We start from the raw sequence: 15,445 nt of genomic DNA on the forward strand, positions 1-15,445 counted from the left end.
TCCATGGCCGGACCGGGTTTTCCCCGGTGACCAAGTGTGTTCAGGCGGCGAGGTCCAGCCGCAGGGACTGCCGGGCCGACAGCGGCCAGGCCAGCGAGGCCGGCCGCTGTGTCGCCAGGGCTTCGAACAGTGGCAGCGCGGGGGCCATGGCGTTGTCGCGCAGGCATTGCGCGGCGGCGGTGGCCGGTGCGGGGGCGTCGCAGGGCGAGCGCTCCAGCGCCCAGTCCAGTCGGGTCAGGGTGTGGGGGCCGGGCTGCGGGGCCAGCACCAGCGCGGCGGCGAGCGATCCGCGGCTGGCCGTGGTGTGGGTCAGGGCGCCGACGGCTTCGGTGTCGTAGGCGACGAAGAGCACCGGCCGCTGCTCGGCCTCGCACTGGATCAGTGCCTCCATCAGACCCTGGGCGAAGCTGTGCTGCGCGCCGCTGACGGCGGTGTTCGCCAGGCCATTGCGGTGGTGCTGGCTCCAGATGCCGGCGGGGGCGTTGTGGATCGAATGCAGGAAGCGGGTCGGCGACACCAGCGTCGGGGTGTGCACCAGGGTGCGGCAGATGTCGTCGATGACCGGCAGGTCGCCGTGCGCCGACGCGAACACCGCCAGCAAGGCCGCCGCCGGGCGACCGCAGGCCTGCACCGCTTCTTCGGCCGCCGCCAGCGACAGCGCGACCGTCAGCGGCGCACGGCGCCGTTCGGCGGCGGGCAGGCAGGCCGGTGGCGGAATGGGGCGGGGCGGCCCGGCCGTGGCCTCACCGCGCAGCACGGCGCGGGCGACCGTCCAGCCCGGCAGGGTGGGTGCCCAGAGCGAGAGGCCTTCGACATGGGCGCGGTGGCGGGGGCGGCTCACGCGGCGGCCTCCGCGCGGCCGAACACCAGCACGGCGTTGCTGCCGCCGAAGGCGAAGGCGTGGCTCACGACCCGCTCGACGGTCTGCTGCCGGGGGGCGGTCAGCAGGAAGCCTTCCATGCCGGCGGCGACGTGGCCGGTGTGGGCGGTGCCGGGCAGCACGCCGGTTTCCAGGGCCAGCAGGCTGAACACGGCGCCCAGCGCACCGGCCGCGCCCAAGGTGTGTCCGGTCATGCCCTTGGTCGAACTGGCCGGGGTGCCGGGCGCGAACCGGCGCTGCAGCAGCCGGGCTTCGACCTCGTCGTTGCGCGGCGTGGCCGTGCCGTGCAGGTGCACGAAACCGATGTCGGTGGTGCGCAGGCCGGCCCGGGCCAGGGCCTGGTCCAGCGCGGCCTCGGCGCCGGCACCGTCCGGGTCGGGTGCGGAGAGGTGGTGGGCGTCGCTGGATTCGCCGTGGCCCAGCAGGCGCAGGCCGCCGGGTGTGTTCTCCAGCAGGGCAAACCCCGCGGCCTCGCCGATGCTGATGCCCTGGCGCCGGTGGTCGAATGGCCGGCAGGGTTCGGGCGAGACCAGCTGCATCGCATGGAAGCCGAACAGCACACTGCCGCACAGACTGTCCACGCCGCCGACCACCGCCGCGTCCGCCAGTCCCAGCCGGATCAGGCGTTCGGCGGCGGCAAAGGCCTTGGCGCTGGACGAGCAGGCGGTGGAAACCGTGAGTGCCGGGCCTTCAATTCCCAGCGCCTCCTGCACGAAACCGGTTAGCGAATGCAAGGTGTGCAAGCCCGGGTTGTCCGGCTGGGGCGGGAACTCCCCGGTGGCGTCGAACCTGCGGCAGGCGTCTTCGGTCGCGCCGATGCTGGCGGTGGAGGTGCCCAGCACGAGTGCGGTGCGGCCCGCGCCGTGGCGCTGCACGGCGGCGGCGACCTGGCCGGCAAAGCCGTCGGCCTGCAGGCCGCGCCAGGCCAGGCGGTTGTTGCGGCAATCCCAGTGGCTCCAGCGCCCGGGCAGGGGCTGCTCCAGCCCGGCCACGCGGCCGACCCAGGTCGCCAGCGGTTCGGCCAGCGGGCCGGTGCCGACGTCTTGTGTGCCCAGCGGGGTCAGGCCGCTTCGGCCGCTGGCGATGGCCTCGCGCATCGCCTGCAGACCGTCGCCGAGCGCCGAAACCGCCGTGTAGGCGCTCACGCGCAGGGAAATCGGTTTCACGGAATCCGGAACAGGTGGTGGTGTCAAGGCTGGCGGATTGTAGGAAGCCCCCGAAGGCCCCGGGGGTGGTCGGTAAAATTGACCGCTTTCCGTACAAGATGCCTCCCGATGATCCCTCCTGTTCCAGACGCCGACACAAGCCTTCCAGGTCCGGCATGGTGGCGGGTGCTGGTTGTCGCGCTGGTCGCGGTGGTCTGGGCGCTGGCCTCGCACCACGCCAGTTCCAGCGAGACGCCGCCGGCCTGGGGCGCGGTCCTGGCGCTGGCGCCGGCGAGCATGGCCCTGGCGCTGGCGCTCTGGCGACTGCCGCAGCGCTGGATGGCCGTGGGGGCGATCGCGCTGCAGGCGGGGCTGCTGCTGGGCGCCTGGCCCTGGCTGCGGACGCAGGCGGCGCTGCTGTTCCTGCTGGAGCAGCTGGGCGTGTACCTGCTGCTGGCGCTGTTTTTCGGCCGCACCCTCCGAGGTCCCGGTGAGTCGCTGGTGACGCAGATGGCGCGCCGGGTGCATGGCGGTGTGCTTTCTCCTGCCCAGTTGCGCTACACCCGCAAGGTGACCGTGGCCTGGACGCTGTTTTTCGCCGGCGTCGCGCTGGTGTCCCTGTTGCTCTTCCTGCTGGTGCCGGTGGCCATCTGGTCGACCTTCGCCAATCTGCTGGCCGGACCGCTGATCGGGCTGATGTTCATCGCCGAGTTCCTGTGCCGCCGCATCGTGCTGGCCGGCGAGGACCAGGCCACCATCGCCGACGCCATCCGCGCCTGGAAGACCCACAACGCCCGCAACGCCCACAAGGCGCCCTGATTCTCCCGATGTTCATCCACCTGCGCCTGCACACCGAGTTTTCTGTCGTCGACGGCACCAACCGCATCGACGACGCCGTCGAAGCGGCGGCCGGCGACGGCCAGCCCGCACTGGCGATCACCGACCTGAACAACCTGTTCGGTGCGGTCAAGTTCTACAAGGCCGCGCGCGGGGCCGGCGTCAAACCGGTGCTGGGCGCCGAGGTGATGCTCGCTGGGTTCGCCGATGAGACGCCCGGCGCCATGCCGGGCAGCCACCAGCCGGCGCTGCCGCGCGTGATCCTGCTGGTGCAGGACAAGCAGGGCTACCTGAACCTGAGCGAGCTGCTGGCGCGTGCCTGGACGCGGGCCGACGGCCGCGCCGGCGCGGTGATCCAGCGCGAGTGGCTCGCAGAGCTGAACGGCGGCCTGCTGATGCTCTCGGGCGCGCAGGCCGGTCCGGTCGGGCAGGCGCTGATGGCCGGCGACACGCAGAAGGCGGCCGACGTGGCGTTGCAGCTGGCCGGACTGTTCACGCACCGCTTCTACATCGAGCTGCAGCGCGCCGGCCGCGTGGACGACGAGCGCCATGTGGTGGCCGCGGTGCAACTGGCCGCGCGCCTGCACCTGCCGGTGGTGGCCACGCACCCGGTGCAGTTCCTGGCCGAAGACGATTACGAGGCGCACGAGGCGCGGGTCTGCATCGCCGACGGCGAGATCCTGGGCAACAACCGGCGCGTGCGCCGCTTCACCCGTGAGCAGTATTTCAAGTCGTCGGCGCAGATGGCCGAGCTGTTCGCCGACGTGCCCAGCGCCGTGGCCAACACGCTGGAGATCGCCAAACGCTGCAACCTGACCCTGGTGCTGGGCAAGCCGCAGCTGCCCAACTTCCCGATCCCGCCGGTCAACGGTGTGGTGATGTCGGTGGAGGAGTATTTCCGCCACGTCTCGCACGAAGGCCTGGACGGCCGCCTGCGCCACCTGTTCCCCAAAGAGGCCGAGCGCGAAGCGCAGCGCCCGCGGTATGTCGAGCGGCTGGAGTTCGAGCTCAACACCATCCTGAAGATGGGCTTCCCGGGCTACTTCCTGATCGTGTCGGACTTCATCAAGTGGGCCAAGGAAAACGGCTGCCCGGTGGGCCCGGGCCGGGGTTCCGGCGCCGGTTCGCTGGTGGCCTACGCGCTGCTCATCACCGACCTGGACCCGCTGCAGTACAACCTGCTGTTCGAGCGCTTCCTGAACCCGGAGCGGGTGTCGATGCCCGACTTCGACATCGACTTCTGCCAGTCCAACCGCGACCGCGTGATCGACTACGTGAAGGACCGCTACGGCAAGGACGCGGTCAGCCAGATCGCCACCTTCGGCACCATGGCCGCGCGCGCGGCCATCCGCGACGTGGGCCGCGTGCTCGACTTCTCCTACGGTTTCTGCGACGGCATCTCCAAGCTCATCCCCAACAAGCCGGGCATGAGCGTGACGCTGCAGTACCCGCCCAGCCCGAAGCCGGACGGCGACAAGAACAACTACGCCATCGAGATGGAGCCCATCCTGGCGGAGCGGATCGAGAAGGAAGAGGACGTCAAGACCCTGATCGAGCTGGCGCAGAAGCTCGAGGGCATGACCCGCAACATCGGCATGCACGCCGGCGGCGTGCTGATCGCGCCGGGCAAGCTGACCGACTTCTGCCCGCTGTACATGCAGCCGGGCAGCGACTCGGCGGTGAGCCAGTACGACAAGGACGACGTCGAAGCCATCGGCCTGGTGAAGTTCGACTTCCTGGGCCTAGCGACGCTGACCATCCTGGAGATCGCGCGCGAGTTCATCATGAAGCGCCACAAGGGCCAGGAAAACTTCCGCTTCGAGGACATCCCGCTGGACGACAGGGCGGTCTACGCGCTGTTCTCCAAGGGCCTGACCGAGGCCGTGTTCCAGTTTGAAAGCCGCGGCATGCAGGGCATGCTGCGCGACGCCAAGCCTTCGCGGCTGGAAGACCTGATCGCCCTGAACGCGCTCTACCGCCCGGGTCCGATGGACCTGATCCCCAGCTTCGTGGCGCGCAAGCACGGGCGCGAGGTGGTGGAGTACCCGCACCCGCTGGTCGAACCCGTGCTGGCCGAGACCTACGGGATCATGGTCTACCAGGAGCAGGTGATGCAGACCGCCCAGGTGCTGGGTGGCTACTCGCTGGGCGGCGCCGACATGCTGCGCCGGGCGATGGGCAAGAAGAAGGCCGAAGAAATGGCCGAGCACCGCGCCATCTTCCGCGCCGGCGCGGCCAAGAAGGACATCAGCGAGGCCAAGGCCGACGAGGTGTTCGACCTGATGGAGAAGTTCGCGGGCTACGGCTTCAACAAGTCGCACGCCGCCGCCTACTCGCTGCTGGCCTATCACACGGCCTGGCTCAAGGTCCATTACACGGCCGAGTTCTTCTGCGCCAACATGACCGTGGAAATGGACGACACCGACAAGCTCAAGGTGTTGTGGGAAGACGCGCGCAAGATGGGCATGTCTTTCGAGCCGCCCGATGTGAACCGCGGCGGCTACCGCTTCGAGCCGGTCACCGACAATCTGATCCGCTACGGCCTGGGCGCCGTCAAGGGCACGGGCCAGCTGGCGATCGAAGCCATCGTGGCGGCGCGCGAAGGCCGGGGCGAAGGGCCGAACGGCGACGAGAGCGGGCCGTTCACCAGCCTGTTCAACTTCTGCCTGCGGGTCGACCGCCAGCGCATCAACAAGCGCACGGTCGAGGCGCTGATCAAGGCCGGCGCGTTCGACGCGCTCAACCTCAACCGCGCCGAGCTGCTGGCCTCGGTCGACGTGGCCTTCGAATACGCGGCCGCGACACAGGCCAATGCCCACCAGGGCGGCCTGTTCGACATGCTGGGCGGCGACGACCACGGCTCGTCCACCCAGGAGCCGGCCTACGAAGCGACCATGCCCTGGGGTGTCAAGGAGCGCCTGACCTACGAAAAGACGGCCATCGGCTTCTATTTCTCCGGTCACCTGTTCGACGAGGTCGAACGCGAGGTGCGGCGCTTTGCGCGCACGCCGCTGGCCGACGTCAAGGAAAGCCGCGACCCGGTGATCCTCTCGGGCATCGTGTCCGACTTCCGGGTCATCAACGGGCAGCGCGGCAAGCTGGCCTTCTTCAAGCTTGATGACAAGAGCGGCGTGCTCGAAGTCAGCGCCGACGAGAACCTGATCAACCTCTACCGCAACCTGCTCAAGGACGACGAGCTGGTGATCGTGCAGGCGACGGTGCAGCCCGACCGCTTCTCTGGCGGTCTGCGGCTGAAGATCCAGCAGATCTGGGATCTGGCGGCCGCGCGCTGCCGCTTTGGCAAATACCTGCGGGTGGCGGTCAATGGCCAGGCGCCGGCGATCGCCCAGCTGGTGCGCGAATTCCCGCCCCGGCGCGAGGACACCGACCAGGGCGAGCTGGTGCGTGGCCTGCCGGTGCGGCTGGCGGTCCGGCGTGAGGGCGCGCAGTGCGAACTGCAGCTGGACGACCGGGCGCTGTTCTTCCCGACCGATGCGGCGCTGGCCAGCTGGATGGCGCAGGCGCACGAGCGGCGGGCCGAAATCGTGTTCGACTGAGGCTGGCGGGGCCGGCGCACCCGCCGGAAGTACCGACAAACGCCAATCCTGTCACGTCGACCGGGCTGTGCTGATTCAAGTGTTCGTCTCAAGGGTCGATGATTCAGACAACCATGAAACTGCAGTACAAAGCCTGGGCGCTGGTCCTGGTGGTCGTCGGCCTGTGCGCATCGTCCGCGATGTTCGGGGCGAGATACATCGTCAGTCAGTCGTTCGAGCAACTGGAAGCCGACCGTTCCGCCAGGGAGGGCGACCGTGCGCGCCGCCTGCTGGACCAGCAACTCCAGAACCTGGGTGCCACTGCGCGCGACTACGCCTACTGGGGCGATGCGGTCGACTTTGTCGGCGGCCACAAGCCGCAGTTCATGACGGAGAACTTCGCCGTCGACAACCTGGGCTACCTGCACATCTCCGAAGCCGTGGTGTTCGACGACCGAGCCAAGCTGGTGGCCAGCGTGGCGATCGGCGATCAGGCGAAGCTCATGCCGGTGTCGCCCGCGCGTGTCGAGCCCTTGAGGGGGCTGGCCGCGGCCGTGCTGGCGTCTCCGGACCCCAAGTTCATGATCCGGACCTTGCGCGTGTCCGACGGACAGCTGGACATGGTGGTGGCGGCGGCGATCCACCGTCCCACCGACGCACAGCCGCATGTGAAGGGGGCGATGGTGATGGTGCGGCGCTTCGACCAGGCCGAACTGGCGCGGTTTTCCGAACTGCTGATGATGCCGGCCCGCCTGTCACTGGACGCACCCGGTCACGCCGGAAAAGAAACCCATGTGGTCAAGGTCAGCGAGCACCAGTTTGAATTGCACTCGATGCTGGACGACTACCGGGACCAGCCCATCGCCGAACTGGTGCTCACTCTGGACCAGCGGCTGGAAGAGCAGGGGCGCTTCCTGACCTGGCAGGGCATGGGCCTGGCCGCCCTGGCGGGCATTGCGGCCAGCCTGTTGCTGGTCTTTCTGCTGGACCGGCTGCTGCTGTGCCGCCTGCAGGGGTTGCACGCCGATCTGACCCGGGTCACCACCGAAGGGCCTTCGGCAGGTGGTCTGGTGCAGGTGGCCGGCAAGGATGAGCTCTCGCAACTCGCGGAGGGCATCAACGGCTTGCTGGCGCGGGTGCGGGTCGATGCCCGGGCGCAGCAGGAGTCACACGAACAGAAGGAAGCGCTGCAGATGCAGCTGATGCAGTCGCAGAAGACCGAGGCGCTGGGACGCCTGACCGGCGGCATCGCGCACGATTTCAACAATTCGCTGGCGGCGATCACGGGCTGGGTGCGCCTGGCGTCGGAAGATCTGGACCCGACGCACCCCAGCCACGAAGCCTTGCAGCAGGCCCTGAAATCGACGCGCTATGCCGACGGCCTGATGCGCCAGCTGCTGGCCTTCGGCCGCCAGTCGGCACCCCGCCTGCGGCGCCTGCACTGGTCGACGCTGATCGAAGAGACGCGGCAGATGGTGTCGGCCGGGCTGACCAGGGACTGCGAGCTGGTCATCGACTACCAGATCGACGACGACGAGGTCGATGCCGATCCGACCCAGCTGCAGCAGGTGCTGGTCAACCTGCTGATCAATGCGGCGGATGCGATGAAGGGACGCGGCCGCATCGATCTGACACTGCGCGACATGGTGCTGCCGCTGCAGGCCGAGTGGCCTGCGGGCGCCGCCGGCCTGGCCGACGGGCGCTACGTGGTGCTGACGGTGCGCGACCACGGACCAGGCATCGCCCCCGAGCACCTGGACCGGGTGTTCGACCCCTTTTTCACCACCAAGGCCAAGGGACGAGGCACAGGACTGGGTCTGTCCGTGGCGCAGGGCATCATGGCCCGGCACCACGGCGCCATCGGGTTGGTCAACGGCAGCGAAGGGGCCTGTTTCCTGCTGTACCTGCCGGCCAGCCGCCGCGATGAAGCCGTGGCGCAGGTCACGTCACCGGGCGGCCCGGGGCGCGGCCGCCAGCTGCTGTTCGTCGACGACGACCAGTCGGTGCGGCACGCCTGGAGCGCATTGCTGGAGCGCAAGGGCTGGCAGGTCACGCGCTCGCGCGACGGTGAAGAAGCCTGGGCCCAGTTCTCGCAGACCGGCAAACATTTCGACGTGGTGCTGACCGACCAGTCCATGCCGCGTCTGGACGGTGTCGGGCTGGCCCAGCGCATCCGCGCGACGCAGGCTCCGCCGCCGGTGGTGCTCATGAGCGGACATGTCGACGAGGTGGCTGCGGATCAGCTCAAGAGCCTGTTCGCCGCCGTGTTGCACAAGCCGGTCGAACCGGGCGAGCTGGACAGTGTGCTGCAGGGGCTGCCGCTTGGCGAAGGCGCGGTGATGACGCAGTACTGATCCGCTGCCGACGGCTGCCGGCCCTTGCGGCCGGATCAGTCGGTCGGACGCACGACGATGATGATCGGAGACGGGACGCGACCGTCGACATCTCGCGGCAATGAGCCGGTCCGGTCGATGGCCTTGAGGGCCGATTCGTCCCAGGCCGGATTACCGCTGCTTTCGACGACCTTTCGCCCTGTGATGGTGCCGTCGGGCAGGGCGCGCACTTCGATTTCGGTACGCAGCGAGCGCGGGAATTCTTCCGTGTAGCGGATGTTCGGGCTGACCTTGGCCTTGACCCGGCCGGCGTAGCCGGACGACGGGCCGCTTGACTGCTGCGCAGAGCCTTTGGCCTCGGGGCCGCCGGTTGCGCCGGCCTGACCCATGATGCGCCGCATCTGCGCATCGCGTTCAGCCTTCAGGCTTTGCTCTGCTTTGCGATCGTCCGCAGCCTTGCGCGCCTGATCCTGCTTCTTTTTCTCGGCGAGCTTCTGGTCGTCGAGCTTCTTCTTCTCGGCCAGCTCTTTTTCCTTGAGCTTTTCCTTCTTCTCGCGCTCGGCCTGTTCGATCTTTTCCTTCCTGGCCTTTTCTTTCTTCTTCTCTTCTTCCAGCTCGCGCCGCTTGTCGTCTTCGATCTTCTTCTGCTTGGCCTTCTCGGTCGCGATGTCCGGCTGCTTCACCGTCGGTTGCGGCGGTGGGGGGGCAGGCTTGGGCTCGGGTTTCGGCTCCGGCTTGGGTTCTGGTTTGGGCTGGGGTTCCGGCTCGGGCGGCGGAGGTGGTGGCGGTTCGACCGCGCGCGGGGCGGCCTCGCGGGGCAGGGCCGACCAGAGCTCGGCCTCGAAGGCGGCCTGAGGCTCCTCTTCTTTCCAGTGGATGCCCCAGGTCAGCGCCGCCATCAGCAGCGCGTGCGCCACCAGCGCGAGCACGACCGGCGTGCCCCAGCGGCCGGGGCGGGGCGGCTTGAGATCGAGGGTGTCGGCGGTGACGTGCATGGATGGGGGGCTCAGCGGCCGGCCTGGACGGCGAGGCCGACGCGTTCGACGCCTGCTTTCTTGAGCGTGTCCATGGCCTTGACCACGGTGTCGTACTTGATGTCCTTGTCGGCGCTGATGACGACCGGCACCTTGTCGGCTTCACCACCCGCGGCGGTGGCGACCTGCAGGCGCTGCACTTCGCCGGCCAGTTGCGCCATCTTGATGCCCTTGCCGCCGCTCTTGCTGGAGGTGCCCTGGCGCACCTGGATGGTTTCGTCCTTGTCGATCACGACCTGCACGAAGCCCTTGGGCTGTGCGTCGGCCTGGCCCACGCTGGGCAGGCTGATCTGGCTCGGCGAAATCAGCGGCGCCGTGACCATGAAGATGATCAGCAGCACCAGCATCACGTCGATGAACGGGACCATGTTGATCTCGTTCTTGGTGCGGCGGGTGCGACGACCCCGCGAGGAGACGGATGCCATGGCTCAGTGACCCGAGGCCGTGGCCTGGGCGGACTGCTGGCCGAGGTTGCGGTGCAGGATGTTGGAGAACTCTTCCATGAAGGTCTCCATGCGGTTGGCCACGCGGTCGATGTCGGTGGCAAAGCGGTTGTAGGCGACCACGGCCGGGATCGCGGCGAACAGGCCGATGGCGGTGGCGACCAGCGCTTCGGCAATGCCCGGAGCGACGGTGGCCAGGGTGACCTGGGCCAGCGCGGCCAGACCGGTGAAGGCGTGCATGATGCCCCACACGGTGCCGAACAGGCCGACATAGGGCGCGACCGAGCCGACCGTGCCCAGGAAGGACAGGTTGGTTTCGAGGGCATCGAGTTCGCGCTGGAAGCTGGCGCGCATGGCACGGCGGGCGCCGTCGAGCAGGGCGCCGGCGTCGGTGATGCGGCGCTCGCGCAGCTTGTGGTACTCGCGCATGCCGCTGGCGAAGATGCGTTCCATCGGACCGCCGTGGCGCGCGCTCTGGGCGGCTGCGGCGTACAGGTCGTTCAGGTTGGTGCCCGACCAGAACTCCTTCTCGAAGTCCTCGTTGTGGCTGTTCACCCGCTTGAGCGTGAAGACCTTGCGGAAGATGGCGGCCCAGCTGATGACGGAGACCAGCACGAGCAGGGCGACCACGGCCTGAACGACCCAGGATGCGTGGAGCAGCAACTGGACGATGGAAAGATCTTGGGGCATGGGCGGTGTCGGTGAAGGACGAGGTTCGGAGGAAAAAATCGTTCAGCGGTTCCCGCCCGCGAGGGCGTCGAGCACCTGGGCTGGAATTCTCTGCGGGCGCAGGGCGGTGGCGTCGACCCAGCCGATGCGGATGCTGCCTTCGCAAAGCAGGATCGGGGCCTGGCCCTCGGGCGTCTGCAGCAGGGCGGCCTGTTCGATTGTGAGCGAGGCCCGACCCGATTCGGTCACCCGGGCCGTAACCAGAAGCAAATCGTCGAGCCGGGCGGGACGGTGGTAACGCAGCTGTGTCCCGGTGACCACAAACATGCCGCCGACCTGCTCGCGCAGCTTCTGCTGTTCGACCCCCAGGTGGCGCAGCCATTCGGTGCGCGCGCGCTCGAAGAACTTGAGGTAGTTGGCGTAGAACACGATGCCGCCGGCATCGGTGTCCTCCCAATACACACGCACTGGCCAACCGAAGGTCTGTTGGTCGTTCACAGCGCGGCCTCCAGGCGTTGCACGGCTTCCTGCAGTTGCGGCATGGCGTTGGCTGTGGAGAAGCGCAGATAGCGGCCCGGTTCGGCCAGGCCGAAGTCGCGGCCCGGTGTGGTGGCGAGCTGGCAGCGGCGCATCAGCTCGAAGGCCAGTGCCCAGCTGCCGCCTTCGCCGGGGCGTTCGCCCTGCAGGGGAATGCCCCAGCGGTCGCACAGCGGTGCCACGTCGGCCCAGGCGTAGAACGCGCCGTCGGGCATCACGGGCACACGCAGACCGAGCCGGTCCAGCGCGGGAATGAAGTAGTCGCGCCGGGCCTTGAACTCGGCGCGGCGGCTTTCGTATTCGGCCAGGCTTTCGGGCGCGAAGCAGGCCAGCGCCGCGTGCTGCGCGATCGTGCTGGCGCAGATGAACAGGTTCTGCGCCAGGCGCTCCACGGCGGGCACCAGCGCCGGCGGCAGCACCAGCCAGCCCAGGCGCCAGCCGGTCATGTTGAAGTACTTGCTGAAGCTGTTGATGCTGATGACCTCATTGCCCAGGCCGTCGGGCAGACCCAGCGCGCTGTGGCCATAGGCCTCGTCGTACGACAGGCCGAGGTAGATCTCGTCGACCAGGGTGATGCCGCCCCTGTCGCGCACGAAGCGCGCGATGCGCTCGAGCTCGTCGCGGGCGATCGAGGTGCCGGTCGGGTTCGATGGTGAGGCCAGCAGCACGCCGCGCGTGGCGGGCGTCCAGGCCGCGGCCACGTGCTCGGCGCTGAGCTGGAAGCGGTCTTCCGGCCCGGAGGGGATGAGCACCGGCGTGCCTTCGGCCGCCTGCACGAACTGGCGGTTGCAGGGGTAGCTCGGATCGGGCATCAGCACCTCGTCACCGGCTTCGATCAGCGCCAGGCAGGCCAGCTGCAGCGCAGCCGAAGCGCCGGCGGTCACGACAATGCGGGCCGGGTCGATGTCCAGCCCGAAGCGGCTGGCGTACCAGCCGCTGATGGCCTCGCGCAGGGCGGGCAGCCCGGTGGCAGGGGTGTACTGGCTGCGTCCGTCGCGGATGGCCTTTTCGGCCGCGGCCTGCACCAGCGGCGGCGCGGTGAAGTCGGGCTCTCCGATGTTCAGGTAGATCATCGGGCGGCTGCCCGGCCCCGCGTGGCGCGCCATGTCGGCGGCGGCCTTGGCCAGCTCCATCACATAGAACGGCTCGACCCGCTGGGCGCGCTGGCTGATCCGCATGGGCTTCGCGCCGCTCATCCGCCCTTGGGCGACTTGCGGCCCGGCGCCTGCGCCGCTTCGTGCGGCCGCAGCTGCTCACCGAGTGGGTGCAGCACGCCGTTGATGTACTTGTGGCCGTCGGTGCCGCCGAAAGCCTTGGCCAGTTCGACGCACTCGTTGATCACCACACGCAGTGGCACGTCGGGGCAGTGCTGGAACTCGTAGGCACCGATCCACAGCACGGCGCGTTCGATCGGCGAGAGCTCCACCATCGGGCGGTCCAGTCGCGGGGCGATGAGCGCGTCCAGCTGTTCGGCCTGCTCCACGCAGCCATGGAGCAGGGCGTCGTAGTGCACGCTGTCGGCCTTGTGAAAGCCCGACAGGTCGCGGGTGAACACGTCGATGTCGCTGGCCTCGTTGCGGCCGACCAGGTGCTGGTAGAGCGCCTGGAGGGCGAATTCGCGGGCCCGGGTGCGGGCCGATTTGTCGGCGGCCTTGCGGGGCTTGGCGGGGATGGAGTCGTTCATGGTCAGCCGATCTGGTCCAGCAGGTTGGCCATTTCCACCGCCACGCGCGCCGCGTCGCGGCCCTTTTCGGTCTGGCGGGCCACCGCCTGCTCCAGGTTCTCGGTGGTCAGGATGGCGTTGGCGATCGGCGTGTGGGTGTCCAGCGCCACGCGGGTCACCGCCGCGCCGGACTCGTTGGCCACCAGTTCGAAGTGGTAGGTCTCGCCGCGGATGATGCAGCCCAGTGCGATCAGCGCGTCGTACTCGTCCTGCTCGGCCAACGCCAGCAGGGCGATCGGCACCTCGAGGGCACCCGGCACCGTCACGTGGGCAATGTTCTTTTCCTGCACGCCCAGGGCGAGCAGTTCGGCTCGGCAGGCCTCGTACAGGGCATTGGTGATGCCTTCGTTGAAGCGTGCCTGCACGATGCCGATCGACAGCTTCTTGCCGTCCTGGAGATGGGAGCTGCCTTTGTCTGCGCCAAACATGGGGATCTTTCTTTGGGAGGAATGTCAGGTCGGGGTCGCCGGGGTGCCGAGCATGCGCTCGACGTAGCGGGCCACGGTGTCGATTTCGAGGTTCACGCTGCTGCCGGCAGAGAGGTCGCCGAGCGTGGTGTTCTCCACCGTGTGGGGAATCAGGTTGATGCTGAACTCGCAGCCATCCTCACGGTCGGTGATGCGGTTGACCGTCAGGCTCACACCGTTGATGGCGATCGAGCCCTTGTAGGCCAGGTACTTGCCCAAGGGCGGCGGCGCGAGCACGCACAGCTCCCAGCTTTCACCGATGCGCTCGAAGCGCGTCACGCGGCCGACGCCATCGACATGGCCCGAGACGATGTGCCCGCCCAGGCGGTCGCTGGCCCGCAGGGCCTTTTCGAGATTGACCCGGCGACCGGCTTCGGACAGACCGGTGGTCTTGGAGAGCGATTCGGCCGAGATGTCGATGGTGAAGCGGGAAGCGGCAGCGTCGAGCGAGGTGACGGTCATGCAGGCGCCGTTGTGCGCGATGCTGTCGCCCAGGGCGACGTCGTCGAGATAACCCGGCGGCGCCTCGACGGTGAGTCGCTTGCCGTGGTCCAAAGAGCTGCCCAGTGCGTGGAGGTCGGCGATGCGCCCCACGCCGGTGATGATGCCGGTAAACATCCGGCTATTTTCGCAGGGTTTGGGGCGCCGGGCCGGGCCACGAGCCGAAGCAGCCGATATTCAGGCGTGCTCAGGGGTGCAGAAAGGCATCACGCCCCTGTACGCGGGCCAGGATCCGCAGGTCGCTGCCGACCGGTTCCATCGGGCCGAAGCGGAGGTTCATGCGCTGGTCCAGCGACTGCAATGGTCCCCAGCTGGCGATGCCCGATCCGCCCGTGCCCAGCAGTTGCGGCGCGACGTACAGCAGCAACTCGTCGACCAGTCCTTCGCGGATGAACGATCCGTTGAGCTTGTGACCGGCCTCCAGATGGAGCTCGTTCACTTCACGCACCGTGGCCAGGTCGCTCAGCATGGCCGCGAGGTCCACCTTGCCGTTCGGGCCGGGCAGGGCGATGACGGTGGCACCTCGTTGTTCGAGCGCTGCCTGGCGCTCGGCATCGGCGGTGGCGCAGTAGATGAAGATCTTGCGGGACAGGCCTTGCGCCGGGGGCTGGAACAGGCGAGCCTTGGCCGGTGTTTCGAGCCGGCTGTCGACGATCACCAGGTGTGGCTGGCGGGTGGCGGGCGCCTGACGCACATCCAGCATCGGATCGTCTTCCAGCACGGTGCCGATGCCGGTCAGCACCGCACAAGCCCGGGCGCGCCAAGCATGGCCGTCCGCGCGCGCGGCCTCGCCGCTGATCCACTGGCTCTCGCCAGTGGCCAAGGCCGTGACCCCGTCCAGCGACATTGCCGCTTTCATCCGGACCCAGGGCGCCCGGCGAACCATGCGGCTGAAAAAACCGATGTTCAGTTCGCGTGCTGCGTGGGCTTCGGTGCTGTCTGGTGGCAGCAATTCGACCTCGATGCCGGCCGCGCGCAGCCGCGCAAGCCCTTGCCCCGCCACCAGCGGGTTCGGGTCGCCGGTGGTGACCACGACCCTGGACACGCCTGCCGCAATCAATGCGTCGCAACAGGGTGGGGTGCGGCCGTGGTGGGAACAGGGCTCCAGTGTCACGTAGGCGGTAGCTCCGACGGTCGACTCGCCCCGCAAGGCCGCATCGCGCAGCGCCATGACCTCGGCGTGCGGGCCGCCCGTCTGCTGGGTGTGTCCGCGCCCGATCTCACGGCCATCGGCTGCCACGATCACACACCCGACACGCGGATTGGGGTTGGACAGGCAAAGCGCCTGTCGTGCCAAGGTCAGCGCATCAGACGTCGGCCCGGCGGCAGCAGTCATTCGG

Annotated in this window: 14 protein-coding genes; 3 read left to right on the forward strand and 11 right to left on the reverse strand. The window is 68.5% G+C overall.

All coding sequences use genetic code 11. The features are described 5' to 3' along the window. Window positions 1-40: 40 nt before the first annotated feature. Window positions 41-841 carry a beta-ketoacyl synthase chain length factor gene (locus ACS5NL_RS19360; protein WP_439355613.1) on the reverse strand — a complete coding sequence of 267 codons (801 nt, stop codon included), beginning with the start codon at window positions 839-841 and terminating at the stop codon, window positions 41-43. Then, window positions 838-2,046, reverse strand: a complete 1,209-nt coding sequence (locus tag ACS5NL_RS19365) for a beta-ketoacyl-ACP synthase (RefSeq protein ID WP_439355614.1) — start codon at window positions 2,044-2,046, stop codon at window positions 838-840. Before ACS5NL_RS19365 ends, ACS5NL_RS19360 begins: the two co-directional genes overlap by 4 nt. A gap of 165 nt (window positions 2,047-2,211) precedes the next feature. Here ACS5NL_RS19365 and ACS5NL_RS19370 point away from each other — a divergent pair, with 165 nt between their 5' ends. The 3 genes from ACS5NL_RS19370 to ACS5NL_RS19380 all read left to right on the forward strand — a co-directional run bounded on the left by ACS5NL_RS19370 (window position 2,212) and on the right by ACS5NL_RS19380 (window position 8,752). Next, the gene (locus tag ACS5NL_RS19370; protein ID WP_439355615.1) at window positions 2,212-2,844 is read left to right on the forward strand and encodes a COG4648 family protein; all 633 of its coding nucleotides are present in this window, start codon (window positions 2,212-2,214) and stop codon (window positions 2,842-2,844) included. An 8-nt stretch (window positions 2,845-2,852) separates the two neighbouring features. Next, window positions 2,853-6,419 (forward strand): DNA polymerase III subunit alpha, encoded by a 3,567-nt coding sequence (gene dnaE / locus ACS5NL_RS19375; protein ID WP_439355616.1) that lies wholly within the window; start codon window positions 2,853-2,855, stop codon window positions 6,417-6,419. Window positions 6,420-6,532: 113 nt separating this feature from the next. Then, window positions 6,533-8,752, forward strand: coding sequence for an ATP-binding protein (locus ACS5NL_RS19380; protein WP_439355617.1), 2,220 nt, complete (start codon window positions 6,533-6,535; stop codon window positions 8,750-8,752). Window positions 8,753-8,787: 35 nt separating this feature from the next. On the opposite strand, the gene tolA is transcribed toward ACS5NL_RS19380, so the two are convergent. From tolA to ribD, 9 genes are all read right to left on the reverse strand, one after another. Further along, window positions 8,788-9,726 carry a cell envelope integrity protein TolA gene (gene tolA / locus ACS5NL_RS19385; RefSeq protein WP_439355618.1) on the reverse strand — a complete coding sequence of 313 codons (939 nt, stop codon included), beginning with the start codon at window positions 9,724-9,726 and terminating at the stop codon, window positions 8,788-8,790. A gap of 11 nt (window positions 9,727-9,737) precedes the next feature. After that, entirely contained in the window at window positions 9,738-10,190 is a 453-nt protein-coding gene (locus ACS5NL_RS19390) for a biopolymer transporter ExbD (protein WP_439355619.1), read from the reverse strand. Window positions 10,191-10,193: 3 nt separating this feature from the next. Then, window positions 10,194-10,898, reverse strand: a complete 705-nt coding sequence (tolQ, locus tag ACS5NL_RS19395; protein WP_439355620.1) for a protein TolQ — start codon at window positions 10,896-10,898, stop codon at window positions 10,194-10,196. Window positions 10,899-10,940: 42 nt separating this feature from the next. Beyond that, entirely contained in the window at window positions 10,941-11,375 is a 435-nt protein-coding gene (ybgC, locus tag ACS5NL_RS19400; protein ID WP_439355621.1) for a tol-pal system-associated acyl-CoA thioesterase, read from the reverse strand. Next, window positions 11,372-12,592 (reverse strand): pyridoxal phosphate-dependent aminotransferase, encoded by a 1,221-nt coding sequence (locus ACS5NL_RS19405; protein WP_439355670.1) that lies wholly within the window; start codon window positions 12,590-12,592, stop codon window positions 11,372-11,374. The genes ybgC and ACS5NL_RS19405 overlap by 4 nt, the downstream gene beginning before the upstream one ends. A 14-nt stretch (window positions 12,593-12,606) precedes the next feature. Next, a complete protein-coding gene (nusB, locus tag ACS5NL_RS19410) occupies window positions 12,607-13,098 on the reverse strand; it encodes a transcription antitermination factor NusB (protein WP_439355622.1) in 492 nt (163 codons plus the stop codon). A 2-nt stretch (window positions 13,099-13,100) separates the two neighbouring features. Beyond that, window positions 13,101-13,565, reverse strand: coding sequence for a 6,7-dimethyl-8-ribityllumazine synthase (ribH, locus tag ACS5NL_RS19415; protein ID WP_439355623.1), 465 nt, complete (start codon window positions 13,563-13,565; stop codon window positions 13,101-13,103). A gap of 24 nt (window positions 13,566-13,589) precedes the next feature. Next, window positions 13,590-14,222 carry a riboflavin synthase gene (locus tag ACS5NL_RS19420; protein WP_439355624.1) on the reverse strand — a complete coding sequence of 211 codons (633 nt, stop codon included), beginning with the start codon at window positions 14,220-14,222 and terminating at the stop codon, window positions 13,590-13,592. 70 nt (window positions 14,223-14,292) lie between these two features. After that, a complete protein-coding gene (ribD, locus tag ACS5NL_RS19425; protein ID WP_439355625.1) occupies window positions 14,293-15,441 on the reverse strand; it encodes a bifunctional diaminohydroxyphosphoribosylaminopyrimidine deaminase/5-amino-6-(5-phosphoribosylamino)uracil reductase RibD in 1,149 nt (382 codons plus the stop codon). Window positions 15,442-15,445 lie beyond the last annotated feature (4 nt).

Origin of the sequence: Hydrogenophaga sedimenti, assembly GCF_051857515.1 — a bacterium.
Taxonomy (GTDB): Bacteria; Pseudomonadota; Gammaproteobacteria; order Burkholderiales; family Burkholderiaceae_C; genus Hydrogenophaga.

Coding starts and splice junctions, on each gene's coding strand:
- dnaE (WP_439355616.1), top strand. CDS start 2,853: ATGTTCATCCACCTGCGCCTGCACACCGAGTTTTCTGTCGTCGACGGC.
- ACS5NL_RS19380 (WP_439355617.1), top strand. CDS start 6,533: ATGAAACTGCAGTACAAAGCCTGGGCGCTGGTCCTGGTGGTCGTCGGC.
- tolA (WP_439355618.1), bottom strand. CDS start 9,726: ATGCACGTCACCGCCGACACCCTCGATCTCAAGCCGCCCCGCCCCGGC.
- ACS5NL_RS19390 (WP_439355619.1), bottom strand. CDS start 10,190: ATGGCATCCGTCTCCTCGCGGGGTCGTCGCACCCGCCGCACCAAGAAC.
- tolQ (WP_439355620.1), bottom strand. CDS start 10,898: ATGCCCCAAGATCTTTCCATCGTCCAGTTGCTGCTCCACGCATCCTGG.
- ACS5NL_RS19405 (WP_439355670.1), bottom strand. CDS start 12,592: ATGCGGATCAGCCAGCGCGCCCAGCGGGTCGAGCCGTTCTATGTGATG.
- nusB (WP_439355622.1), bottom strand. CDS start 13,098: ATGAACGACTCCATCCCCGCCAAGCCCCGCAAGGCCGCCGACAAATCG.
- ribH (WP_439355623.1), bottom strand. CDS start 13,565: ATGTTTGGCGCAGACAAAGGCAGCTCCCATCTCCAGGACGGCAAGAAG.
- ACS5NL_RS19420 (WP_439355624.1), bottom strand. CDS start 14,222: ATGTTTACCGGCATCATCACCGGCGTGGGGCGCATCGCCGACCTCCAC.
- ribD (WP_439355625.1), bottom strand. CDS start 15,441: ATGACTGCTGCCGCCGGGCCGACGTCTGATGCGCTGACCTTGGCACGA.